24 protein-coding genes are annotated in these 23,874 nt (G+C 68.0%); 9 read left to right on the forward strand and 15 right to left on the reverse strand.

Annotated features, from left to right (window positions below; translation table 11 throughout):
* Positions 1-13: 13 nt before the first annotated feature.
* Positions 14-592 (forward strand): TetR family transcriptional regulator C-terminal domain-containing protein, encoded by a 579-nt coding sequence (locus EV649_RS34910; protein ID WP_130387963.1) that lies wholly within the window; start codon positions 14-16, stop codon positions 590-592.
* Here the strand turns inward: EV649_RS34910 and EV649_RS34915 are convergent.
* The 10 genes from EV649_RS34915 to purD all read right to left on the reverse strand — a co-directional run bounded on the left by EV649_RS34915 (position 576) and on the right by purD (position 9,357).
* Positions 576-998: a hypothetical protein gene (locus tag EV649_RS34915; protein ID WP_130387964.1), complete on the reverse strand. Its 423-nt coding sequence runs from the start codon at positions 996-998 to the stop codon at positions 576-578. The genes EV649_RS34910 and EV649_RS34915 overlap by 17 nt on opposite strands.
* A gap of 95 nt (positions 999-1,093) precedes the next feature.
* Positions 1,094-1,378, reverse strand: coding sequence for a hypothetical protein (locus tag EV649_RS34920; protein WP_130387965.1), 285 nt, complete (start codon positions 1,376-1,378; stop codon positions 1,094-1,096).
* Between the two features lie 2 nt (positions 1,379-1,380).
* Entirely contained in the window at positions 1,381-3,390 is a 2,010-nt protein-coding gene (locus tag EV649_RS34925) for a glycosyltransferase family 39 protein (protein ID WP_130387966.1), read from the reverse strand.
* A 1-nt stretch (position 3,391) separates the two neighbouring features.
* Positions 3,392-4,624, reverse strand: coding sequence for a bifunctional glycosyltransferase family 2/GtrA family protein (locus EV649_RS34930; RefSeq protein WP_130387967.1), 1,233 nt, complete (start codon positions 4,622-4,624; stop codon positions 3,392-3,394).
* 63 nt (positions 4,625-4,687) lie between these two features.
* Positions 4,688-5,080 (reverse strand): hypothetical protein, encoded by a 393-nt coding sequence (locus EV649_RS34935; RefSeq protein ID WP_130387968.1) that lies wholly within the window; start codon positions 5,078-5,080, stop codon positions 4,688-4,690.
* Position 5,081: 1 nt separating this feature from the next.
* A complete protein-coding gene (locus tag EV649_RS34940; protein ID WP_130387969.1) occupies positions 5,082-5,438 on the reverse strand; it encodes a hypothetical protein in 357 nt (118 codons plus the stop codon).
* A 3-nt stretch (positions 5,439-5,441) separates the two neighbouring features.
* On the reverse strand, positions 5,442-6,878 hold the full coding sequence (purB, locus tag EV649_RS34945; RefSeq protein ID WP_130387970.1) for an adenylosuccinate lyase: 1,437 nt from the start codon (positions 6,876-6,878) through the stop codon (positions 5,442-5,444).
* A gap of 15 nt (positions 6,879-6,893) precedes the next feature.
* The gene (locus EV649_RS34950) at positions 6,894-7,511 is read right to left on the reverse strand and encodes a hypothetical protein (RefSeq protein ID WP_130387971.1); all 618 of its coding nucleotides are present in this window, start codon (positions 7,509-7,511) and stop codon (positions 6,894-6,896) included.
* Entirely contained in the window at positions 7,504-7,992 is a 489-nt protein-coding gene (locus tag EV649_RS34955; protein ID WP_130387972.1) for a SigE family RNA polymerase sigma factor, read from the reverse strand. Before EV649_RS34955 ends, EV649_RS34950 begins: the two co-directional genes overlap by 8 nt.
* Positions 7,993-8,079: 87 nt before the next feature.
* Positions 8,080-9,357 carry a phosphoribosylamine--glycine ligase gene (gene purD / locus EV649_RS34960; RefSeq protein ID WP_130387973.1) on the reverse strand — a complete coding sequence of 426 codons (1,278 nt, stop codon included), beginning with the start codon at positions 9,355-9,357 and terminating at the stop codon, positions 8,080-8,082.
* Between the two features lie 76 nt (positions 9,358-9,433).
* On the opposite strand from purD, the gene EV649_RS34965 reads away from it, so the two are divergent.
* Genes EV649_RS34965 through EV649_RS34975 form a run of 3 tightly spaced genes read left to right on the forward strand, consistent with a single transcriptional unit; the run spans position 9,434 to position 12,610 of the window.
* Positions 9,434-10,351: a sugar ABC transporter permease gene (locus EV649_RS34965; RefSeq protein WP_241999073.1), complete on the forward strand. Its 918-nt coding sequence runs from the start codon at positions 9,434-9,436 to the stop codon at positions 10,349-10,351.
* The gene (locus tag EV649_RS34970) at positions 10,348-11,190 is read left to right on the forward strand and encodes a carbohydrate ABC transporter permease (RefSeq protein WP_130387974.1); all 843 of its coding nucleotides are present in this window, start codon (positions 10,348-10,350) and stop codon (positions 11,188-11,190) included. Before EV649_RS34965 ends, EV649_RS34970 begins: the two co-directional genes overlap by 4 nt.
* 16 nt (positions 11,191-11,206) lie before the next feature.
* Entirely contained in the window at positions 11,207-12,610 is a 1,404-nt protein-coding gene (locus EV649_RS34975) for an ABC transporter substrate-binding protein (RefSeq protein WP_130387975.1), read from the forward strand.
* A 23-nt stretch (positions 12,611-12,633) separates the two neighbouring features.
* Here EV649_RS34975 and EV649_RS34980 read toward each other — a convergent pair whose 3' ends face one another.
* Positions 12,634-13,086, reverse strand: coding sequence for an SgcJ/EcaC family oxidoreductase (locus tag EV649_RS34980; RefSeq protein ID WP_130387976.1), 453 nt, complete (start codon positions 13,084-13,086; stop codon positions 12,634-12,636).
* Positions 13,087-13,238: 152 nt separating this feature from the next.
* On the opposite strand from EV649_RS34980, the gene EV649_RS34985 reads away from it, so the two are divergent.
* Both EV649_RS34985 and EV649_RS34990 read left to right on the forward strand, forming a co-directional pair.
* Positions 13,239-14,954, forward strand: a complete 1,716-nt coding sequence (locus tag EV649_RS34985) for an HNH endonuclease signature motif containing protein (RefSeq protein ID WP_130387977.1) — start codon at positions 13,239-13,241, stop codon at positions 14,952-14,954.
* Positions 14,955-15,032: 78 nt separating this feature from the next.
* Complete coding sequence (locus tag EV649_RS34990; RefSeq protein WP_130387978.1) at positions 15,033-15,575, forward strand: GrpB family protein; 543 nt, start codon at positions 15,033-15,035, stop codon at positions 15,573-15,575.
* A gap of 400 nt (positions 15,576-15,975) precedes the next feature.
* Here the strand turns inward: EV649_RS34990 and EV649_RS35000 are convergent, their stop codons facing one another.
* On the reverse strand, positions 15,976-16,551 hold the full coding sequence (locus tag EV649_RS35000) for a TetR/AcrR family transcriptional regulator (protein ID WP_130387979.1): 576 nt from the start codon (positions 16,549-16,551) through the stop codon (positions 15,976-15,978).
* 129 nt (positions 16,552-16,680) lie between these two features.
* Between EV649_RS35000 and EV649_RS35005 the strand changes: the two genes are divergently transcribed.
* Positions 16,681-17,415: an SDR family oxidoreductase gene (locus EV649_RS35005; RefSeq protein ID WP_130387980.1), complete on the forward strand. Its 735-nt coding sequence runs from the start codon at positions 16,681-16,683 to the stop codon at positions 17,413-17,415.
* A 29-nt stretch (positions 17,416-17,444) separates the two neighbouring features.
* Complete coding sequence (locus EV649_RS35010) at positions 17,445-18,071, forward strand: NAD(P)-binding domain-containing protein (protein ID WP_130387981.1); 627 nt, start codon at positions 17,445-17,447, stop codon at positions 18,069-18,071.
* On the opposite strand, the gene EV649_RS35015 is transcribed toward EV649_RS35010, so the two are convergent.
* Together EV649_RS35015 and EV649_RS35020 are read right to left on the reverse strand one after the other, a co-directional pair.
* Positions 18,059-18,739, reverse strand: coding sequence for a hypothetical protein (locus EV649_RS35015; RefSeq protein WP_241999075.1), 681 nt, complete (start codon positions 18,737-18,739; stop codon positions 18,059-18,061). The genes EV649_RS35010 and EV649_RS35015 overlap by 13 nt on opposite strands.
* A gap of 6 nt (positions 18,740-18,745) precedes the next feature.
* A complete protein-coding gene (locus EV649_RS35020) occupies positions 18,746-19,612 on the reverse strand; it encodes an alpha/beta hydrolase (RefSeq protein ID WP_130387982.1) in 867 nt (288 codons plus the stop codon).
* An 80-nt stretch (positions 19,613-19,692) separates the two neighbouring features.
* Here EV649_RS35020 and EV649_RS35025 point away from each other — a divergent pair, with 80 nt between their 5' ends.
* Positions 19,693-20,064: an FKBP-type peptidyl-prolyl cis-trans isomerase gene (locus tag EV649_RS35025; RefSeq protein ID WP_130387983.1), complete on the forward strand. Its 372-nt coding sequence runs from the start codon at positions 19,693-19,695 to the stop codon at positions 20,062-20,064.
* 60 nt (positions 20,065-20,124) lie between these two features.
* Here EV649_RS35025 and EV649_RS35030 read toward each other — a convergent pair whose 3' ends face one another.
* Positions 20,125-23,805, reverse strand: coding sequence for a S8 family serine peptidase (locus EV649_RS35030; protein WP_198682855.1), 3,681 nt, complete (start codon positions 23,803-23,805; stop codon positions 20,125-20,127).
* Positions 23,806-23,874: the final 69 nt, after the last annotated feature.

Raw genomic sequence — 23,874 nt, forward strand, 5'->3', positions numbered from 1 at the left:
GAGACTGTGCGACGTGACGAAGGAGGCTCCGCGGGGTGCGGATCGGCAGGACGCCATCGCGGACGCGGCGATCCATCTCGTCGCGACCCGCGGACTGCGCGGGCTGACGCACCGCGCCGTCGACGCCGAGGCGGGCCTGCCGCCCGGCTCCACGTCGTACTACCTGCGGACGCGGAACGCCCTGCTCACCGCGTGCGTGAGCCGGATGCTCACCCGGGACGTGGCCGGGATGCCGCCGCCCGGGGCGGATCCGGTCGAGCTGATGGTGGCGATGACGGCGGGCCTCGCGCAAGACCGGCCGGACGACCTGGTCGCGCGGTACGAGTTGTCGCTGGAGGCGAGCCGTCAGCCGGAACTGCGGACCGCGATCGACGAAGGCGGACGGCAGCTGCGGGCGATGCTCACGCAGTTGCTGGCCGGTCTCGGCGTACCCGATCCGGAGGCGGCGGCGTGGCCGGTCGCCGCGATGCTGGACGGACTGATGTACGACCGGGTCGCCGGGACCGGAACAACGCTCTCACCAGAAGCGTTCGAGGCCGCCGTACGACGCTCTGTCACGGCGCTGATCGCCGGACTCAGAGACGGTCCGTGACCGCGACGAACGTGAAATAGCCGACGCCGATCAGCATGCCCACGTGGCCGAGGACGGACAGGCCGGCGCCGGAACCCCAGGCGTCACTCTGCGCATCCTCGGAGTGTTTGCCGGCGCTCGGCAGCCAACGGGCCAGAAGCAACAATCCGATGACCGTCAGCAACCACCAACCGGCAAGTATGACCAGAGCGATCTCGCGCCGACCGGTGACCAGGGCAACGACCCAGCCGATCAGCGTGATCACTCCGACCACGGTGTGCAGCCGTATCAGCGTTGCTGAGTACCCGTGCCGGCCGGCGCCGTGACCGGTGCCGTCGACAACAGTCCCACCGAGCCGGACGCGCGTGATCAGTACGACGACCGCGCCGAGCGCGGTCAGGAACCAAGTGACGTTCGACCATTCCACGCACCGATCCTTACCCCTCCCGGTGCGCAAGTGAACCATTCAGCGTGTCGTCTCGTCCTTGACGCTCGTCCAGAATGGTCGGTGGGGCACTCGGGTCAGCGGTTCGGGGGTGTGGCTTGCCCGGTGCCTTGGCCGTTGCCCTGGGGGAACCCGCCGGGGCCGCCGAACTGGCCCTGCTGGTTGCTCGTGCCGTCCCACGAGTGCCCGACCGCCATCCCGCCGAGGAAAGCCAGCACGGCAAGGATCGAACCGGCCCCAGCAAGCACCAGATTGCTAGGCCGACCACCCTTCGTAACCTCCGGCTCCTGAGCCGGCGGGGTGGCCGGGTTGCTCTGGGCGGCCTGTGCAGCCTGGAACTGGGCTTCTGTGGACTGTGTCATCTTCATGCTCCTGTTCCGGTGGAGAGGTCGTAGACGGCGGTGCTGCCGACGGTCTGGGACTGGAAGTTCTCGCTGACCCAGGTGGCGATCTCGCTCGAGGTGCCGTTGCGGCCGCCCATCATCCCGCCGCCACTGCTTCCAATGAAGTAGTGGATCTTGCCCTGGGCAACCAGCTCCTTGAACTCGTCGAGCGAAGGCGCCGGGTCGGTGCCGTTGAACCCGCCGATCGCCATGATCGGCTCGCCGGACGCGATCTGCAGCGGCGCGGCGCCGTTCGCGGTGACTGCCGCGGCGGCCCAGGTGTACCCCTTCGCGCCCTGCTGCAGCAGGGTCACCAGCTCGCTGGAGACTCCACTGATCCCGCCACCGCCGAGGAACCCGCCCATACCGCCACCACCAGGACCAGCTTGCTGCGTAGCGCCGGTCCCCGGCTGCTGCGTCGTACCGGTGCCGGTCTGGCCAGGCAGCGTCCCCATCCGGCCGCCGCCACCGAAGCCACCGCGCCCACCGCCCATGCCACCGGCACCCGACGGTCCAGCGGAAGGCAATGCACCGGCGTGCGCCGCACTGATCGTCTCGACCGAGTACGCCGTCGGCCCGGCCAGCGCGCTCACCGCGAGCAGTGTCGCCGCGAACAGCCCGGCCCGCCGAGCCGCCGTACGGTGCAACTTCAGCTCAGGCAGCACCATCAGCAACCCGGCCGCCACCACACCGGCGGCCAGAACCACCCAGCGCAACCACGGCTGCCACGTCGGCGTCTGGTTCAGCAGCGCGAAGCTCCACCCTGCCGTCAGCAGGATCCCGCCGGCCAACGTTGTTCGTGGCAACCATTCCGTACGTCGCTTCCAGAGCACCGCCATCGCCGCACCGATCAGCGCACCGATCGCCGGAGCCAGCGCGATCATGTAGTAGCTGTGGATGATGCCCTGCATGTAGCTGAACACCAGCCCGGTGACAACCAGCCAGCCGCCCCACAGCAGCGCGAATGCCCGCTTCCGATCCGTCCGCGGCGCTTTGCCCGAGGCAACAACCAGCACGATCGTCGCGAGCAGAGCCGCCGGCAGCAGCCAAGCGATCTGTGAGGCGAACTCACCGCCGAACAGCCGCTGGACGCCGGCTGCGCCACCCCACCCGGCGCCACCGGTCCCGCCGCCGACCGAACCGGTCTCGTTGCCGTTCAACCGGCCGAGGCCGTTGTAGCCGAGGGTCAGCTCGAGAATGCTGTTCGTCGACGACCCACCGATGTACGGTCGCGCCGAGGCCGGAATCAGCTCGACGACCGCGACCCACCAGCCGGCGCTCACGATCAGCGAAACAGTCGCGAGCACCAGGTGCAGGAGACGCTTCCCCCACGCCGGCTTCCCGGCAACCAGGTACGCGATCCCGAACGCGGGCAGGATGAGGAACGCCTGCAGCATCTTCGTCAGGAAGCCGAACCCGACAAGGGCACCGGCCAGGATCATCCATCGCGCCGAGTGCTTCACGGAGTCGATCGCCCGCGTCACGGCCCATGCGCCGGCGACGAGCAGCAGGATCAGCAGCGCGTCCGGGTTGTTGAACCGGAACATCAGTACGGCGACGGGCGTCATCGCGAGGATCGCTCCGGCCAGCAGGCCGGCGTTCGCGGAGAACCACCGCCGTACGGACACGTACACGAAGCCGACGCTCGCGACGCCCATCAGCGCCTCGGGTACCAGCATGCTCCAGGTGTTGAAGCCGAAGATCCGCCCGGACAGCCCCATCACCCACAGCGAGGCAGGGGTCTTGTCGACGGTGATGAAGCTGGAGGAGTCGAGCGACCCGAAGAACCAGGCCTTCCAGCTCGTCGACCCGGCCTGCACCGCGGCGGCGTAGTACTCGTTCGCGTAGCCGTTCTTGGACAGGCCCCACAGGTACGCGATCGCGGTCAGCGCCAGCAGACCGCCGTACAGGACCTTGTCCCTTCCGAGCGTGTACTGCGTGGAGATCGCGCGAGGTCTTGTCGCCTCGACGGGATCGGTGAGTGTCGCCATGTCAGTTGCTCCGGGTGTTTTCGAGAACCGCCGGGGGTTCGAAGGTGGGGATGGTGGGTGCGTTGTCGTCGAAGACCCAGGCCTGGAAGAGGCTGAACCGGACGACAGTTGCGGCCAGGTTCGCGATCGTCAGGACGGTGATCTCGACCGCCTGGTGTGGCGCGGCGACCGCGGTGTGCAACAGCCAGAGCGACGCCGCGGTCAGGCTCCAGCCGATCCCGAAGGTGACCAGGCCGCGCAGGTGATGCCGCCAGCGGCCTTCGATACCGCGCACCCCGAACGTGACCCGCCGGTTGAGCGCGGTGTTGCCGACCGCGGTGATCAGCAGCGCCATCAGGTTCGCCACCTGGGCCGGCATGCCCTGGCGCAGCACGAGATAGAGCAGCGCGTACGCCGCCGTACTCAGCACCCCGACCGCGCAGAACCGCAGGACCCGCGCAGCCATCGCGGTCCGCGGATCGAGGATGCGTGGCCGGCCGTACTTCTGCCGGATCGGCTCCAGGTCGACGCGCCCACGTCCCACATCGCGCATGAGTCGGGCGATCCCCCGCAGGTCCTCGCCCACCGTCTTCGCGATCGCGACCCGGGAGTCCAGGTCGTCGACCCAGTCCACCGGTATTTCGTGGATCCGCAGCCCGGCCTGCTCCGCGAGCACCAGCAGCTCGGTGTCGAAGAACCAACTGGTGTCCTCCACCAGCGGCAGCAGCTCGCGCGCCACGTCGGCGCGGATCGCCTTGAAGCCGCACTGCGCGTCGGAGAAGTGCGCGCTCAACGTTGCCCGTAGCAACAGGTTGTACGAGCGCGAGATGAACTCCCGCTTCGGCCGCCGGACCACCCGGGAGCTCTTCGCCAACCGGGTGCCGATGGCAACGTCACTGTGCCCGGCGAGCAGCGGCGCGACCAGCGGCAGCAGCGCGTTCAGGTTGGTGGACAGGTCGACGTCCATGTAGGCGAGCACCTCGGCGGTGCTGGCGGACCAGACCTGCTTCAGCGCGCGCCCGCGCCCGGACTGCTCGAGCCGCACCACCCGGACCCCGGGCAGCTCGGCGGCGAGCAGCGTGCCGATCTCATATGTCGCGTCCGTACTTCCGTTGTCCGCGATGCAGACCTCGGCCGGAAACGGGAAAGCGGTGTCGAGGAACTCCCGCAACCGTCTGATATTCGGTCCGAGGTCGTTTTCCTCGTTCTTGACGGGTACGACGATCTCGACCCGAGGATGACCTGGAATCTGCATGTCACCGATGCTGTCCGGTGAACCTGAGTCAGCCCCTGTGTGTGGCTGGCAGTTTCCTGGGACTCACCGCGTGCGACGGAGCCAGAGCAGGCCGAGCACGGGAAGGACGAGCGGCACGAAGCCGTAGCCCTGCCCGAAGTGCGACCACACGGTCGCGTCCGGGAAGTCGTCCGGTACGGCGTAACTGAACGCGCCGATCGCGATCACACCGGCCAGCTCGATCGCGATCGCGGCCGTGGCGACCTTGCGCGACACCACGGTCGCCTTCGCCAGCGCGAACGTCGCGGCGCAATAGATGACTGCGGCAACGGCCGACAACAGGTACGCGATCGGGGCGTCGCCGAACTTGGTCGCGATCTGTACGCCGGCCCGCGCGGTCGCGGCCAGCGCGAACACGCCGTACACCGCGATCAGGATCCGTCCGGGCCCGTGCTTCGTGGCCGCGGGATCGGTCATCTCAGACCGCCCACAGGTCGTGCAGCCGCAGCTCGACGATCGGGATCACCAGGCAGGCGATGGCCAACGCGCCAGCACCCCACCGGCTGCTCTCGGCCAGTGCCCAGAACGCCCCGATCGGCAGGATGATCAGCGACCCGATCAGGTACCCGATGAAGAACGGGCCGGACACGTCCCGGTCGGTCCCGGCGTACTGCGCGATCCCCACGACCAGTTGCGTGATCAGCCCGACCTCGACGATCCCGACCGCGCCCAGCACAGTCCAGTCGATCCGCTTGTCCCGCGCCGCCAGCACGACGGCGTACACCATCGCAAGCAGCGCCGACGCGACAAGAAACCAGGTGAGCGGTGCGAACACGAGTTAGAGGATGTCACCCGGGGTGTAGGCGGCTGCTTCCGGGTGGCGCTTGGCGAGTTCGTCGATCTTGGCGACGACCGTGGCGACCTGGGCGACGGCCGCGCCGGTGAAGGACAGTGGCTCGCCGACGATGCCGACGATCTGCTCCTCGGTGAGGCCGAGGCGGCCGTCGGCGCCGAGGCGGTGGAACAGGTCGTTCGCCGGGAGGCCCTTGCGGAGGTCGAGCGCGGTGGCGACCGCGTGCTCCTTGATCACCTCGTGCGCGGTCTCCCGGCCGACACCGTTCTTCACCGCGGCCATCAGCACCTTGGTCGTGGTCAGGAACGGCAGGTACCGCTCGAGCTCACGCGACACGACCGCCGGGTACACCCCGAACTCGTCCAGCACGGTCAGGAACGTCTCGAACAGCCCGTCCAGCGCGAAGAACGCGTCCGGCAGCGCGACCCGCCGTACGACGGAACAGAAGACGTCGCCCTCGTTCCACTGGTTGCCGGCCAGCTCGCCCGCCATCGACGCGTACCCGCGGAGGATCACCGCGAGACCGTTGACCCGCTCGCAGGACCGGGTGTTCATCTTGTGCGGCATCGCCGAGGAGCCGACCTGGCCCTCCTTGAAGCCTTCGGTGACCAGCTCGTGCCCGGCCATCAGCCGGATCGTGGTCGCGAGGCTCGACGGGCCCGCGGCGAGCTGCACCAGCGCGGACACGACCTCGTAGTCGAGCGACCGCGGGTACACCTGGCCGACGCTCGTGAGTGTGTGGCTGAACCCGAGGTGCTGGGCGATGTCCTGCTCCAGCTCGTCCAGCTTCGCCGGGTCACCGCCGAACAGGTCCAGCATGTCCTGCGACGTACCCACCGGGCCCTTGATGCCGCGCAGCGGGTACCGCTCGATCAGCTCCTCGATCCGGGCGACCGCGACCAGCAGTTCGTCGGCGGCCGACGCGAACCGCTTGCCCAGCGTGGTCGCCTGGGCGGCCACGTTGTGCGAGCGCCCGGTCAGCACCAGCGCCGCGTGGTCGGCCGCCAGCTGGCCGAGCCGTACGGCGGTTGCCACCGCACGGTCCCGGACCAGTTCCAGGCCGGCGCGGATCTGGAGCTGCTCCACGTTCTCGGTCAGGTCACGACTCGTCATCCCCTTGTGGATGTGTTCGTGCCCGGCGAGCGCGCTGAACTCCTCGATCCGCGCCTTCACGTCATGTCGCGTGACCCGCTCGCGGTCCGCGATCGACGCCAGGTCGACCTGGTCGACCACTCGTTCGTAGTCCTCGACGACCCCGTCCGGAACCGCGACCCCGAGCCGGCTCTGGGCCTTCAGTACGGCGACCCAGAGCTTCCGCTCGAGCACGATCTTGTGCTCCGGTGACCACAGCTCCGCCATCGACTGACTGGCGTAGCGCGCGGCGAGAACGTTGGGGATCCGGGGTTTGGTCACGAACCCCATTCTCCCAGACGGCGACTAGCTGACGGTCACCAGACCACAGAGCAGCGAACCGGACAGCGTGCACACCCGGTACGAGCCCGACGGCAGGCCCTTCGGCATCGCCAGCGTGTACGGACCGGCGCCGGAGTACGACGGGATCGCGATACCCGCCTCACCCGTCATCCGGATCGCGTACGGCGTGGTCGGGTCACCCGGGACCTTCGCGACCAGCGTGTACAGCGCGACTTCCGGCTTGGACGCCGAGGACAGCGAGAACGTCACCGCGCGGACCTGCTTGTCCGGAAACGAGGCGACGAACTCTCCGCCGGCGAGCGTGGTCACCGATTTCAGCGACTTCAGGCCGAGCGCGCCGGCCTTCTGCAGCGGCGGCGCGGACGTCACCGACTCCACCGACGGCGGCGCAACCTTGTTGGTGGGCACCGGGCTGTCAGCGACGGGCGTGTTCGTCGCCGGCCGGAGCGTCGGGACGATCGCGACGGCGCCGACCACCGCGGCCGCACCGATCACGGTCAGACCGGCGGTCCGGCGGCGCTTGCGGGTCTTGGCCGTGGTCAGAACGGAGTCGAAGTCTCCGGCGGACTCGGCGGCGCGGCGGTCGGCCAGCGCCTGCAGGTCCTCCTGCAGATCAGGCATGGTCGTCACTCCTCAACAGCAATGAATCGGACAGGGTGTCCCGGGCGCGGGACAGGCGCGATTTGACCGTGCCCTCCGCGATTCCGAGCGTGTCCGCCACCTGAGCCACGCTCAGGTCACAGACGTAATGGAGGACGACAACCTGCCGGGTCGGCATCGGCAGGCCGGCGAGAGCCTGCTCGAGGTCACCGGCATACCGGTCGGCGGGGTCCGGGACGTGTTCGGCCGGCAGCCGGTGGAACAACTGCGTGAACCGATTGCCGTCCCGGTGCCTGTTCGCGGCCAGCCGCACCGCGACCAGGCGAACCCAGGCCTCCGGAGCCTCGTACCGCGACACCTTCTCCCAGCGGGGCACGAGCCGGACGAACGCCTCCTGGACGATGTCCTCGGCCTCGGCACGCGACCCGGTCAGCAGCGAGATCACACCCACCAGCCGCGGCTGGTGGGCGCTGTAGAACTCTCGCAGCCCCTCCGTCTCCATACCTACCAACACCCCCGACCCCTGGATCCGGTTCCATCGAATTCTCGACTTTATCCTGACCTCGGGCTGCGGTGAGCTGCTGTGCGGTCAGACGGTGATCTCGCCGCGCTCGGCCTTGAGGGCGATGTCGGTGCGGTGCTGGGAGCCCTTGATCCGGATCTGACCGACGGCGGCGTACGCGCGCTGGCGGGCCTCGGCGAGGTCCTTGCCGACGGCGCTCACCGCGAGGACGCGGCCGCCTGCCGTCACCAGTTCCTCGTCGTCGAGCGCCGTACCGGCGTGGAAGACGCGGACGTCGTCGCTCTCCGCCTGCTCGACGCCGGTGATCGCGTCGCCGCTGCGCGGGCTGGCCGGGTACTTCTTCGCGGCGACCACGACCGCGACCGACGACGCGTTCCGCCAGCTCAGGTCACCGTGGTCGGCGAGCTTGCCGGTCGCGGCGGCGTACAGCAGGCCACCCAACGGGGTCTTCAGCATCGGCAGCAGCGCCTGCGTCTCCGGGTCACCGAAGCGGCAGTTGAACTCGATCACGCGGACACCACGCGACGTCAGCGCGAGACCGGCGTACAGGAGACCACTGAACGGCGTACCGCGATGGCGGAGCTCGTCGATCGTCGGCTGCAGGACGTTCTCGGTGATGTCGGCGACCAGGTCGTCCGGCGCCCACGGGAGCGGCGTGTAGGCGCCCATGCCGCCGGTGTTCGGGCCCTCGTCGTTGTCGCCGAGGCGCTTGAAGTCCTGCGCCGGTTGCATCGGCAGCACAGTCGTGCCGTCGGTGATCGCGAACAGGGACACCTCAGGGCCGTCCAGGAACTCCTCGATCAGCACCTGGTCGCACTCGGCCGCGTGCGCGAGCGCCGCCTCACGGTCCGAGGTGACGACCACACCCTTACCCGCGGCGAGCCCGTCGTCCTTCACGACGTACGGCGGCCCGAACGCGTCGATCGCCGTCGCGGCCTCCTCGGGCGTCGTGCAGACGTAGGCCCGTCCGGTCGGCACGCTCGCGGCGGCCATCACGTCCTTGGCGAAGGCCTTCGAGCCCTCGATCTGCGCGGCCTCCCGGGACGGTCCGAAGACCGCGAACCCGGCGTCCCGCAGCGGATCGGCCAGGCCGGCTACCAGCGGCGCCTCCGGTCCGACGATCACCAGATCGACGCCCAGCTCCCGCGCCAGCGCGACGACCGCGTCGTGGTCGGAGATGTCCACCGGACGGCAAACGATCGTTTGCCCGTCGTACGCCGGACGCAACACGGCAATGCCAGGGTTGCCCGGGGCCGCCACGACCTGCTCGACCTCCGAATCCTGGGCCAGCGCCCAGGCCAGAGCATGCTCGCGGCCACCCGAGCCGATCACCAAGACCTTCACGGGCGCTCAGCCTAGCGTGCCTGGCTCTGGAGGACCCCGGGCGGTGTAAGACTGCGCCCCTACTGGAGGTAAGCGATTGACTACAACAACAGCCGCGGCGCGCGCCGGACGCCGCCCCACTCCCGCTTCGCTGCTGTCCTGGTTGATGCTCCTGCCGTGCGTCGTGGTGTTCGCACTGTTCATCGTCTGGCCGCTCGGTAAGTCCGTCTCGCTGTCGCTGCACGGCTCGGACCTGTTCGGCCGGCCGGACGCGTACGTCGGGCTGCAGCACTACAAGGACATGCTCGGCTCGGCCGAGTTCCGGCACATCCTCTGGGTGACGTTCGCGTTCGTGCTGCTGACCGTGATCCCCGGCGTGCTCGGCGCGCTGGTCGTCGTACTGCTGCTCGAACAGCACATCAAGGGCATCCGGATCTTCCGGACCGCGTTCGCGCTGCCGTTCGCGTTCTCGGTCGCCAGCGCCTCAGTCATCTTCGCCACCATCTACAACCCGGCGATCGGGCTCGCGAACGGCCTGCTCGGCCGGTTCGGCGTCGACCGGATCGGGTGGCTGACCGACCCGTCCTGGGCGCTGATCAGCATCGCCATCACCACGGTCTGGATGAGCATCGGGTACAACGTCCTGGTCCTGTCCGCGGGTATCGGCGCGATCCCGACCGAGATCAACGAGGCCGCCACCCTGGACGGCGCCGGCGGCTTCCGCGCGTCGCGGTACATCACGATCCCGCTGCTCGGCCCGCAGTTGTTCTTCCTGATCGTGATCTCCACGATCCAGTCCCTGCAGGGCTTCGGGCAGATCAAGATCCTGACGCCGGAGGGCGGCCCGGAGCAGTCGACCAAGACGCTCGTCTACTCGATCTACCACACCGCCTTCGCGAACAACGCCAGCGACTTCGGCGCCGCGTCGGCCCAGGCGATCGTGCTGCTCGTGATCCTGCTCGCCTGTACGGCGATCCAGTTCGGCGTCCTGGAGAGGCGGGTGCACTACAAGTGAGAACAGGTCGTGTTGTCACCTACGTGGTGCTGATCGGGGCCGCGCTCCTGGTGATCTTCCCGGTGTACTACGTCATCGCCGGGTCGGTCATGGCACCCGGGCGGATCTCGTCGTACCCGCCGGATCTCTTCCCGCACGGGTTCTTCACCGGCAACTACAAGGGTGCGACGTCGTCGGGCACGCCGATCGGGCAGCAGTACCTGAACTCGATCCTGCAGACGTCGATCATCACGCTGTCGCAGCTGATCACCAGCGTGCTGGCGGCGTACGCGTTCGTCTTCATGAAGATGTGGGGACGCACCGTGCTGTTCGGGCTCTTCCTGGCCACGCTGATGGTGCCGTGGGAGTCGATCGTCCTGCCGAACTACCTGACCATCACCGGCTGGGAGCTCGGCGGGCACGGACTGACCAAGACGTACGCCGGGACGATGATCGCGCTGGTGCTGCCGTTCCTGGCGAACGCGTTCGGGGTGTTCCTGCTCCGGCAGTCGTTCCTGCAGTTCCCGGTGGAACTGCGGGACGCGGCAACGATCGACGGTGCCGGTCACTGGCGGTTCCTCAGCCGGATCCTGCTGCCGCTGAACAAGCCGGCGCTGATGGCGGTCGGGCTGTACGTGTTCCTGTCCGCGTGGAACCAGTTCTTCTGGCCGTTGCTGATCGGCGACTCGGCGTCCCGCCGTACCTTGCAGATCGGCATCAGCCAGCTCAACGACGCGGAGGCCGCCGACCCGGGACTCATCCTGGCCGGCGTCACGCTGTCGATCCTGCCCACGCTGGCCATCGTGATCTTCGGCCAGCGCTTCATCGTCCGCGGGCTGACCGCGGGTGCGATTCGCTGAGAAAGGTTGGTTTCGTATGAGATCCGTTCGACGTACGGCGAGTGCCGCGGCACTGCTGGCGGTGCTGGCTCTGGTCGCCGCCGGCTGTGGTGGCTCCTCGGATTCCAAGGACTCCGGCAGTGGCGGGCAGGACGCGCCCGACGCCGGCGCGCTCGACAAGGCGAGCGGGGTCACGAAGGTCACCTTCTGGCACGGCATGAAGGGCGCGAACGGCGCGGCCGTCGACAAGCTGGTGAAGGCGTTCAACGCCGCGAACTCCGGCAAGATCGAGGTCACCGCGGTCTACCAGGGTGACTACGACGACACGATCACGAAGTACAAGACCTCGGTACAGCAGGGCAACACGCCTTCCGTCGTACAGATCTACGACATCGGGTCGCGGTTCATGATCGACTCCAAGCAGACCGTGCCGGTGCAGAAGTTCGCCGACAAGGACGGCTACACGCTGGACTCGATCGAGCCGAACATCGCGAACTACTACTCGATCGACGCACAGCTGAACTCGATGCCGTTCAACACGTCGATGCCGTTGCTGTACATCAACAAGGAAGCCTTCGTGAAGGCCGGCCTCGACCCGGCGAAGCCGCCGACGAACCTCGACGAGATCATGGCGGCCGCGAAGAAGCTGACCGTCAAGCAGGGCGGGAAGACCGTGCAGTACGGCTTCAACGCGGCGATCTACGGCTGGTTCGTCGAGCAGCTGATCGCCCAGTCCGGTACGACGTACTGCGACAACGACAACGGCCGCAAGGACCTCGCGACGAAGGTGAACTTCGCCGACGAGCAGGGCGTGAAGATCGCGACCTGGTACCAGGAGATGGTCAAGCAGGGCCTGATGCCGAACACCGGCAAGAAGACCGACGACGCACAGGCCGTCTTCAAGTCCGGTACGTCGGCGATGCACCTGGAGTCGACCGGTGCACTGCGGGGCTACCTGGACGCCGCGAAGGGCAAGTTCACGGTGATGACCGCGCCGTTCCCGCACCTGACCGCCTCTGACAGCGGTGGACCGATCATCGGCGGCGCGTCGCTGTGGATCGACGGCCCCGGCCACTCGGATGCCGAGAAGCGCGCCTCGTGGGAGTTCGTGAAGTTCGCCTCCTCCCCCGCCCAGCAAGCAGCCTGGCACACCGGCACCGGCTACTTCCCCATCAACAAGAAGGCGCTGGACGAACCCGCCGACAAGGCGTGGGTGGCGCAGTACCCGCAGTTCACCACCGCGATCACCCAACTCCACAACACCAAGCCGACCAACGCCTCCTCCGGCTGCATCCTCGGCGTCATGCCGCAGGCTCGCAAAGCCGCCGAAGACGGCCTGGAGAAGGCAGTCCTAGGCACCGACCCAGCGACCGCAATGAAGGCCGCCGCAGACTCCATCAAGCCCCAGATCGACCAGTACAACAAGACAGTCAAGAAGTAGCTCTTACGCACTGCAGCCTGTCTTCAGTCGCCCTGACTGAAGACAGGCCTGCTTTCCGCGTCTGCAACCAACTCGTCGTCGAGAACGCCGGTGTTCTGGCAGGCGGTCAGAAGCCACCGTCCGTCCTCTTTCGTCATGACCCACAGCGGCGTACCCACGTCCGGCCCATCGGGCGTCCGGTACACCTGGCGCACCTTGACCGCCGCGACGTCGGGGCGGATGAAGAGCACGTGCTCCAACTCGAACGTGACCGTCATGCCCTGCATCCCGCCCGGAAGCACCTGATGTGTGAAGGTCGAGATCGCCTCGAGGCCGAAGAGACGCTTGCCACCGCCCGTTGTCCAGATCGCATCCGTTCGGAACAGCCCGAGGAACTCGTCGGGGAGCTCATTGTTCTGGGCGTGTTCGACTACGGCGATCACCTGCTCGATCGCTGCGATGTCGGCCTCGCGCGAAGAGACGTCTGAAGTGTCCATGGGGTTGATGGTGAAACATCATGCACACTTGAGGTCAAGACATCGCGTGCGCCCACGCCATCGCCTCGCACGAGGGCGCTTCCCCTTGTGAATAAGGCTTCTGGACTCATCTCGATTTGAGCGAGACGCAATCGTGACCTAGAATAGAACACATGTTCGATGAAGATCTGGAGGAACTCGGCACCGCGGACCTGCTGGCCGCGGCGTCGCAGTTCGGCCGGATCCAGGACCGGGCCGCCGTACGGGTGCTGGAGGCGGCGCTGGTCTTCGCGGATCGCAACGGGGAGGTGTACCGCGAGCCACGTCCGGGCTACGAACAGATCCACGTGTACGGCGGCGACGGCTGCCCCGGCGTCGCGGAGTTCGCACCGATCGAGTTCGGTGCGGTGATGCGGATGTCTTCAGGTGCGGCCGCGGCGCTGATCGGCGAGGCGCTGGCGTTGCGGCATCGGCTGCCGAGGATCTGGGCCGCCGTACTGGCCGGAAACGCCGTCGCGTGGCGGGCCCGCAAGGTTGCCCACGCCTGCCTGTCGCTGTCGCTGGAGGCGGCCGCGCTCGTGGACCGGCGGGTGGTCGGGATCGTCGACACCGTCACGCCCGGTGCGTTGAAGAAGATCGTCACCGCGGCCCTGTGGGAGGCCGACCCCGAGGCAGCGAAAGCCCAGGCAGAGGCGGCCGCGCGGACCCGGGGTGTGTTCGTCGCTCCGTCCGATGACCAGGGCACGAAACGGATCTGGGTCCGCGCTGCGGCCGGTGATGTGATCCGGTTCGACGCGACGACCGACGACCTGGCCCGGGCGTTGAAGATCCTGGGTGACACCGACGACCTGGACCAGCGGCGTGCGAAGGCGATCGGCTGGATCTCCGACCCCGCAGCGGCCCACCAGCTCTTGGAGGTAGCCCGCTACCTCGCCCGCACCCAGCCGACCGATACCCCGCAAGCAGACCCCACGCCAGCAGGCACCCATCCGACCGACTCGCATCCCACCGACGCCCAGCCGCCCCACACCCGGCGGACGCACGTCACCCCAGACAATGCTGCCCCAGCACCGCCGTGGGCCGGCCCCGAGGACGAGTCCGTCCAGGCCGAGCAGGATGCGCCGGCAGCCGACCAGACCGCGCAGTTCACGGCCGACGAGGCAGAGGACCGCGCAGAGGCCCGGGCAGACGGCGCGTATGACGCTGCAGATGACCGTGGGGAGGACGTTGCCCGTGACGGTGGGGATGACGGGGATGGTGGGGATGCGTTCACGCGGCGGATGTTGGCGGGTGAACTGCCTGCACGGCTGGCCGCGATCAAGCAGGAGGCCCACAGGAACGGTCTCGGTGCTGGGAGTGGGCGGCGGAACCGGCACACGCTGTACGTGCATCTGACCGACCGGACGCTTGCTACCGGCAACGGCGTACTGCGGGTTGAAGAACTCGGACCGCTACTGGCCAGCCAGCTGACTGAACTACTCGGCCACGACCAGGTCGTCGTGAAGCCCGTGATCGATCTTCAGGACGAGGTCAGCGTGCACAGCTACGAGATCCCCGACTGGATCCGCGAACAGGTGAGACTCCGGCACCCAGTCGACATGTTCCCGTACAGCGGCGCCGAGGCCACCACCCGGATGGATCAAGACCACATCACGCCTTACGACCGCGCCGGCCCACCCGGGCAAACCACCGCCGACAACCTCATACCGCTAGGCAGACTCCACCACCGCGCCAAAACCTTCGGCGGCTGGCGAAGCCGACGCCTGCCCACCGGAGCCGTCGACTGGATCAGCCCTCATGGGTTCCGGTTCGTTGTCGACCACACTGGCACCCATCCAGTCCCGCCCGCCTCCACCGCGACAGACTTCGACACGGCTGCAGGTCTGTGACAGCCTCCCTGCAAAGCACATGGTCAGACGTCGGATCGACCCACTGCCGCGTTCATTCGTGCGAACTATGGTTCTGGCATGGAGGGTGCTGTCGGCGGCTCGGGTCTCGGGCTGATGCGCGGAGAGGTGCGCCTGGCGCCGAGCACCCCATCCTGGCCGGCGGCGTACGAGCGGGTGGGTCTCAAGCTGCGAGCTGCGCTGCGAGGTTTCGTGGTCGCGGTCGAGCATGTCGGGTCGACGGCAGTACCAGGTTTGCCGGACAAACCGATTCTCGACGTTGCTGTCGGCCTTCGGGCTGACGCGGACCGGGACACGGTGGTCGAGGTACTCGAATTGCCCGGGTTCATCCACCGAGGGACCGTGGAGGAGGACGACGGGCCCAACCTGATGTTCGGTTGGGAGGACATCCCGAGGCATCGAGTCGTCAATCTCCACGTCGTTTCTCACGCCGGCCGGCAGTGGCATGAATGGATGGTCTTCCGTGACCGCCTCCGCGCGGACAGCCGGGCGCGCGCCGCCTACGCTCAATTGAAGGCCGACCTGGCCCGCAGGTTCCCGAATAACCGACAGGCATACATCGCCGGCAAGGACGCATTCGTTGAGCGAATCCTTGCAACCTGACGTGCCGGGCCCTTCGTCAGCACCTGTTGTTGTAGGAGGGTTTTGCTGCGATAGCGCCAGATTCGCTCCAGTGCGGTGCCGAAGGTTTTCGTAGATGCGCTCGCCCTCCGGTGTGGCGCTGAGGTCAACTCGGTCGGCGGCGATGGAGCGTGCCCGATCGCTGACGTCGCGCGCCAGTGTCGTTCCATAGCCGCGGCCACGATGCTCGGGCAAGGTGATGACGTTGGCCAGTCGAACCGTTCGTCCCGTCGGACATTGCGGGTTGGGAACCCCGAGCTCGAGTGTGCCGATGGCTGTGGCGACTGTCTGTCCGTCGACTTCGATCAGCGGGAACCGGGCGTTGCCGGCGTCGTCGACGTACCGAGCGAACCAGTCACGTGCGTGAACCCAGCCCGGGCCGTCATGACGCCGGGATGGCGTTGTCGATTAGGACGGTGGCGATGGCGGCGGCGGTGGGGAAGGATTCGGTGTTGAGGACTCGGGTGCGGGCCGAGGCGCCGTCGATGAGCAGGGCCAGTTGTTCGCCGAGTTGTTCGGGGTTGGTGGCGCCGGCTTCGCGGGCGGTTTCGGTGAGCCGCGCGGCGATGGCGGTCTTGTAGTCGCGGGCGTACTGGGATGCGGGGTGTTCTGGGTCGTGGAGTTCGACGGCCGCCGCGATGTACGGGCACAGGGGCATGGACGCGGGGATCTCGAAGGCGGCGAGGAGTCGCTCGCGGGGTGCGAGGTCGGTGCGGTCGAACACTCCGGGCATGACGTCGGGATCGAATCGGCGCAGGTATTCGGCGACGAGTTCGTCCTTGCTGGTGAAGTGCTGGTACGCCGTGCGCTTGGACACCTGGGCCACGGCGCAGAGTTGGTCCATGCCGGTGCGGTTGATGCCCTGATCGCGGAACAGCTGCTGTGACGCGCTGAGGATGCGCTCGCGTGCGCCCCTACCGCGGCGCCGGCCCAGAGGGCCCTTCTCCAACTCCGTCATGCCTCCAGTATAGGCGGTTCGGTACCGACCGGTGTACGTAGCTTGCGCTCCCCATCGGCCATCGGATACGTTACGTACACAGTTTGGTGTATATAAGCGCCGGACACCCATCAATCCAACGGAGTAATCGTGGGAAAGCTCGACGGCAAGGTAGCGGTGATCACCGGCGGATCCACCGGTATGGCACTGGCCGGCGCCAAACTGTTCGTCGACGAAGGCGCGTACGTCTTCATCCAGGCCCGGCGGCAGGAAGCACTGGACGACGCGGTCAAGCTGATCGGCCGCAACGTCACCGCCGTCCAGGGTGACGCGGCCGACCTGGACGACCTGGACCGCTTGTACGACACCGTCAAGCGGGAGAAGGGCTCGATCGACGTGCTGTGGGCCCACGCCGGGAACGGCGAAGAGGCCGTCCTCGGCGATATCACCGAGGAACAGTTCGACCGCGCCTTCTGGCTCAACGCGCGCGGCACCCTGTTCACCGTGCAGAAGGCACTGCCGCTGATCAACGACAACGGCTCGATCTTCATGACCGGATCCAACGCCTCCCTCGGCGCCTTCCCCGGCTGGAGCCTCTACGCGGGAAGCAAAGCCGTCCACCAGGCCTGGGCCCGCGTCTGGCTCAACGAACTGCGCGACCGCAAGATCCGGGTCAACGTCCTGACCCCCGGCCAGGTGGCCACTGCCAAACAGGAAGAACTGTTCGACGAGGCAACCAAGGCCGCATTCGAGTCCCTCATCCCCCGCGGACAGATGGGCCGCCCCGAGGAAATCGCCACCGTCGCCCTGTTCCTCGCCTCCGACGACTCCAGTTACGTCAACGGCCTGGAACTGGTCGCCGACGGCGGCACCACCGCCATCTGAACCACACCCAGGAAAAGGGAGCACACCTCATGAGCAGCATCACCCTCATCGGTACAGGGAACATGGCCCGTACCATCGGCACGCTCGCGGTGGCGGGCGGCAACACCGTCGAGGTCATGGGACGCGATCAGTCCAAGGCCGATGGCCTGGCCGAGGCTCTGGGCGGCGGCGCGACGACGGGCAAGTGGGGCGCCGTACCGGCCGGGGACATCGTCATCACGGCCCTGTTGTACGACGGTGTCGTTCCGGTCGTCGCCGACTACGGAGACGCCCTCGCGGGCAAGGTCATCGTCGACATCAGCAACCCCTTCAACGCCACATTCGACGGACTGGCTCACAGCGAGGAGACCTCGATCGCACAGGAGGTGGCCAAGGTGGCCCCGGCCGGCGCCAGCGTGGTGAAGGCGTTCAACACCATCTTCCGTAACGTCCTGGAGAACGGCCGGCCCAACGTCTTCATCGCCGGCGACAATGCGCAGGCGAAGGCGGGCGTGGCGGCGTTCATCGAGAGCCTCGGGCTGCGTCCGCTGGATGTCGGCGGCCTGAAAATGGCGCACTGGCTGGAAGGAATGGGCGTGGTCACGATGGGCCTCGCCGGCAATGGGGTCGGCCACTGGGACTTCGCCCTCGGCGTCAACGAATATCAGCGCCAGTAGTACCGGCCGTCGGCATTCCAGGTGAGGGGGACTGTGGTGCGGTTGGTGAAGGACATGCCGAGGCCCTTCGCCAGTTCTACTGTGCGAGTTAGCTGGAGGGCGTAGGGGTGTTGGTTGTCGTCCCACCACTGTTCGTACTGGGTGATGCAGGTCTGGTTTGAGTAGTACGGGTTGTTGCAGGGGTGGGGTGGGAGCCACTTCTGGAGGTGGCGGAAGTGGACCGTGGTGGAGCCGTTGGGGGGCTTGATGGTGCCGGTGGCGTCCAGGCAGTAGCCGGCCGCGGGGATGGTCCACTTCACGTAGTGGTGGCGGCCGGCGTTGGGCGGGATGGGTTGCTGGTTGGCGCAGTTCGCGTCGCCGATGGTTTCGGTGGTGACGCGTTGGATCTGGGTAAGCGGTCGGCCGGCGCCGTCGTTGTAGCCGTCGAGGAGGACCCAGTCGCCGTCGTGGACGAAGTGCTCCGCGGACTTCGGCGGCCAGGCCTTCGGGTCACCCCAGGAGATGTCGGACTCCGTCGTACTCAACGGAGTCCACGCCCACTGCCCGGCCGCCGTCCCGCCGGCGAAGTACTGCCCGGCGGACTTCTCGAACATCATGGAGTACTGCGCATACGTCTCCGGGGCAGGCGCAGTCAGCAAGCTGACCACTAAAACGAGCGCTTTGATCACAGAGCGCTACTCTACGCCGAGCACCTCGCGGAGCTTGGCGGCGAACTCGACCGGCTTGCCCGGCTGCCCGTACTCGTTGCCGAGGAAGCCGCCGTGCCCGCTCGGGAACACCACCGGCGTCAGCCCGAGCCTCTCGGCCGCGACCTTCCCGCCACGACCCGCGAGCGCGTTGCCCGACTCCTCGCCGACCCCGATGACGATCCGGTCGGTCGCCTTGCCCAGGGCGTCGAAGTCCGGCTGGTACGACGTACAGCCGCGAAGGTTCTGCCCGAGCAGGGCGTCCGTCCGCGTCCCGTCGTCCTCCAAAGGCAGGCCGAACATCGCCGGATCCGGTGCGGGCTGCTGCGTGTAGTCGGCCGGGATCTCGCCGTCGTACGACACCAGCGTGATGAACTTCGCCATCCCGGGCCCCATGCCGTCGCGCTGGTACGTCTCGTACATGTCTGCGACCGCGGCCAGTGCGGCCTCGCGGTCCGGGAGGATCCCGGCGAGCGGCGGCTCGTGCGCGACCAGCGTGTTGATCAAGTCAGGGCGACGAGCGGTCAGCGCCAGCGCGTTCACCGCCCCGCCGCTGCTGGCGAAGATGTCCACAGGCCCCGCGTCCAGGTGCTCGATCAAGGCGGCGAGGTCACCGGCGTGGTCGTCAGGCGAGAGCTCACCCAGCTCACCACTCCGGACGCTACGCTCGACACCCCGCGGGTCGTAAGTGACTACTGTGCGGTCCTCGAAGTGCGAGGCCAAGGTCGGGAATCCGCTGGCACCCATCGGTGAGCCGATCATCAACAGCACCGGCCGTTGCGCCAGGTCACCACGAACGTCGTACGTCAGCGTCGCCGCCGATACGTCGAGCGTCTGCGTCACAGGCTCCGGCATCACAGCACCTCCAGGTCCGGCCCACCCCCATTGGTCGGCCTCCTGACCGAGAGCCTAGACCGGTCTGGTTAGCTGGTGGCATGACTGAGAAGCCAGAGATCGACTTTCCGGATGGACCGCCGCCGGCGGATCTGGAGATCACCGACATCACCGTGGGCGACGGCGACGAGGCCAAGGCCGGTTCGCGGGTGAACGTGCACTACGTGGGCGTTGCCCACTCCACCGGCGAGGAGTTCGACGCGTCGTACAACCGCGGCGCCCCGCTGGCGTTCCAGCTCGGCGTGGGTCAGGTCATCCAGGGCTGGGACACCGGCGTCCAGGGCATGAAGGTCGGCGGCCGGCGCAAGCTCGTCATCCCGCCGCACCTCGGGTACGGCGACCGCGGCGCGGGCAGCGCGATCAAGCCCGGCGAGACCCTGATCTTCGTCGTGGACCTGATCACCGTCAGCTGACGAAAACCAACAGCCGGCGGTGACCAGGAACTCCTGGTCACCGCCGGCTGAGTCATTTCCTTACCGGATCGCGGTCGCCCGAATCACTTCCTGGCTGACCTTGTTCCCGGCGTCGTCGGTCGCCGTCGCGCGCAGCGAGAGGTACGACGCACCCTTCGGCAGCCGCACGACAGACGACCACTCGGCACCCGTCCGCGAGAGCGGAGCGGCCTGCCAACTGGCGCCGTCGTCGTACGAGACGTCCAGCGTCGCGCCGTTGACCTTGCCCGCACCTTCGACGCCGGCGAGGTGGAACGCGGACAGGCCGATGCGCTGCCAGCTGCCACCCGCGAACGCGCCGTTCAGGTCCGTCGCCAGGTGGTAGTCGAGCTGGATCAGCGGCAGGTAGACCCAGTCGCTCGACTCGGTCGTCTGGGCCCGGAAGTCCCACGCGCTCGTCGTCTTCGTCCCGAGGCTCCACACCTCCGGCCGGGCGGTGTCCATCTCGAACCGGTAGTCCGCCCATCCGGACGTCGCCGGTACGCCGGTCTGCACCGCCTGGAAGGTGCTCTTCCGAATCAGCGTCCCGTTCTGGAACAGCCGCGTCTCCACCGTCGACTCGTCGTCCATCGAACCGGTGACACCCTGGTCGCCGCTGCTCGTCGTCGGCACGTTCACCGCGAAGAAGTCACCGCTGCGGCGGGGGTTCCAGTATCCCGAGCCGACCCGAGGCCGGGCGGCCGGAGCGAACCACGAGTTCGTCTGCAGGGTCCGCGGCTTGTAGGTGTGCCGCTCGCCCCGCTGCTCCCAGCCGCGCGGGTGGTTCGTCTGCTCGTACCAGTCCGTGCCCGCCTGCGTGGACACATAGTCGATCCGCTGGGTCCCGAGGTGGATCGGCTCGGTCACCTGCAGACACGGCGGCCAAAACCCGATCCGGCAGTCGGCGCGGCTCTCGAACGCGAGCTCACCGGTCGGCCCGACGAACCGGTTGACGACCGTGGCCAACTCCCCGGACCCCGGCGCGTACCGCAGGTCCGCGGGAAGCGCACCGGTGTAGGCCTTCACCAGGTCATACAGGTACGGCGGCGCCTCGGTACCGATCACCCGCAGCCGAACGTTGCCCCCAGCACCGATCCGCGCAACCAACGGACCGCCCTCGGCGGCCGTCAGCGAGTACACGGGCAGATCGGTCCCACCGGCGAGGTCGTAGTACTTGCCCGCACCGCTGTTCACCACGACGAGCAGCCGAGCCCCGGCGTCGCGAGCAGCAGTCGCCCGCGCGCTCGGCGTGACCGCATCGCTCGCCGTCACGAACACGACCTTCCCGCGAACGTCCTTGCCCGCATAGTCCGCAGCCGCACCAGCACCGACGTACGCCGCAGTCAGCGTCGCCTTGCCGTCCCAGCGCTTCGAGCCGCGCTGCAGCAACGGATGCAGCTGCTGGTAGTCGACTGTCATCGACACGAGCGGCGACGTACGGCGCCAGCGGGACGAGAAGTCGTACACGCCACCGGCCACCGCGCCGGTCGGAGCGGCGTACACCTTGGTGACCACCGGCGTCGGCACGTACTGGCTGAGGAAGGTCGCGTAGTCGCCACCGATTCCCGAGTCGTGGTACCAGCCGGACCGGCGATAGACGTCCTCGCCGGGCAGCGGCGTGCTGAGGGTGATCGGGTTCGCCTGTCGCGCGTCGAGCTTGAGGTCGGTGTTCTTCTCGATGACAAGGTGCGGGTTGCCGACCAGCGCGACGCCCTCACCTCCGTCGACCGGCAGCCAGGAGTACGCCGCGTACACGCCAGGCGTCAGGCGCTGGCCCGAGAGAGTCCCGGTGGCGGGGTCGATCTCGAACGTGTTCACGAACTGGTCGCCGTACTTGTAGAGCGTCAGGAACCCACCTGCGGGCTTACCGTCACGACCGGTCGCCTGCACGTTGAGGTCGTACCGCTCCCCTTCCATGACGAGGCCGACCGCGGTCTGCGCGATCTGCTTGCCGTCTTGCTTGGCGATGACCGTGCCCGAGTAGGTCAGTCCTGGAGTGGCCAGGTTCGGCGTCGCGGTGACGGTCACCGAGGCGGTCCCGTTCACGGGCACGGTGACCTGGGCCGATCCGAGCGTGAACAGTCCGGCGGGCGCCGGCGTCGTACCGTCGCTGGTCACGTCGGCCGACAGGTCGAGCGTGGCCGGGGTGTCGCCGAGGTTCGTGTAGGTGATGGTCTGCTCGACCGGGGCGTCGTCGCCGTGCGGCCAGGTGTGGAGGCCGAAGTCGCGGGTCGCGGTCGCGTTGATCTTCCCGAAGGCGGCCGCCGGTACGTCGAGCCGACCGCCACCGACCTGGTACGCCGTCTCGCCGGCGAGCGGCTTCGCGGTGCTGACCAGCGCGGCCTTGACCTGCTCGCCCGTCCAGTCGGGGTGCTTCTGGACGAGCAGCGCCGCGGCACCGGCCACATGCGGCGTCGCCATCGACGTACCGCTGAGCGACTTGTAGTACCCGGTGCCCGAGGACTTCGCCGCGCGAGCCGCCAGTACGTCGACGCCCGGCGCCACGATCTCCGGCTTCACCGTGGCATCGCCGAGGCGCGGACCCATGTCCTGGAAGTACGCCCGCTCGTCGTTCTTGTCCACCGCGCCGACCGTGAGCGCGGACGCTGCCGCACCCGGCGAGCCGATCCCGCTTACCCGGCCATAGTTGCCTGCGGCAATCACGAACAGGGCGCCGGTCTCCGCACTCAGTTCGTCGACCGCGAGCGCCATCGGGTCGGTGCCGTCGCTGGCCTCGGTGCTACCGAGGCTCATGCTGACCACCTTGGCGCGGTGCGCGGCCCACTCCATTCCTTCGATGATCCAGGACTCGGCACCGGAGCCGCCGTCGTTGAGCACCTTGCCGATCGCGAGCTGCGCGGCCGGCGCGACGCCCTTCTCGACGCCGTTCGACGCGGCACCGGTACCGGCGACCGTGGAGGCGACGTGCGTGCCGTGACCGTTGACGTCGTCGGTGGTCTCGCCCGGGACGAAGCTCTTGGTCTCGGCGATCCGCCCCGCTACGTCGGGGTGGGTCTGGTCGATGCCGGTGTCGAGGACGGCGACCGTCGTACCGGTGCCGTCGAGGCCCTGGGCCCAGGCGTCCGGCGCGCCGATCTGGGCGACGCTCTCGGCCAGGCTGGCCTCGACCTTCCCGTCGAGGAACACCTTCTGGATCCCGGCGCCAAACTGCCCGGGGATCGCCGACCTAGCAGTGCTAGCGGTGATTCCGGACCAGAACTGGGAGGCCTCCGCCTTGTGCGCGGACAGACCAAGACCGCCGATGCTCTCCAGCGTGGCGCCACGGTCGGCATGCTGCGGGGTCGCCGCGGCCGCACGCAGGCCCGGGCGGTACTGCACGATCAGCGGGATCGACTTGACCGACGCGTCGTCGTACCCCTGGTCGACGAGGGACGTGACGTTGAAGAGATCGGGGTCGAGACGACCTGCAGCGAGGTACGGCAACGCGACGTCCGGTACGACGTACAGGTCATCGCCGACCTGCTGGATCTGGACGCCTCCGGCATTGCCGGCTGCCTGCTCGACGGCGGCCGTCGGCGGCCCGCCCGCCGTTTCGGTCAGGGTGACCACGTCGCCGGTGAGGAGCGTGACGCGGTGGGTCTCGATGGGTGGTGCGGCATCAGGTACGGCGACGCCGTCGGCCTGCGATGGAGCCGTCGTCACCGCGGCGAGGGCCACGAGTACGGCGAGACCACCGGCGACGGCGCGGGCGGATCGGGACATGGGCGGACCCTTCCTGGGGGATCTGCGGAACAGATGGCATGAACATGCCATGCCGCCGTAGACTGCTCA

The sequence above is a fragment of the Kribbella sp. VKM Ac-2569 genome (assembly GCF_004216905.1).
Lineage (GTDB): Bacteria > Actinomycetota > Actinomycetes > Propionibacteriales > Kribbellaceae > Kribbella.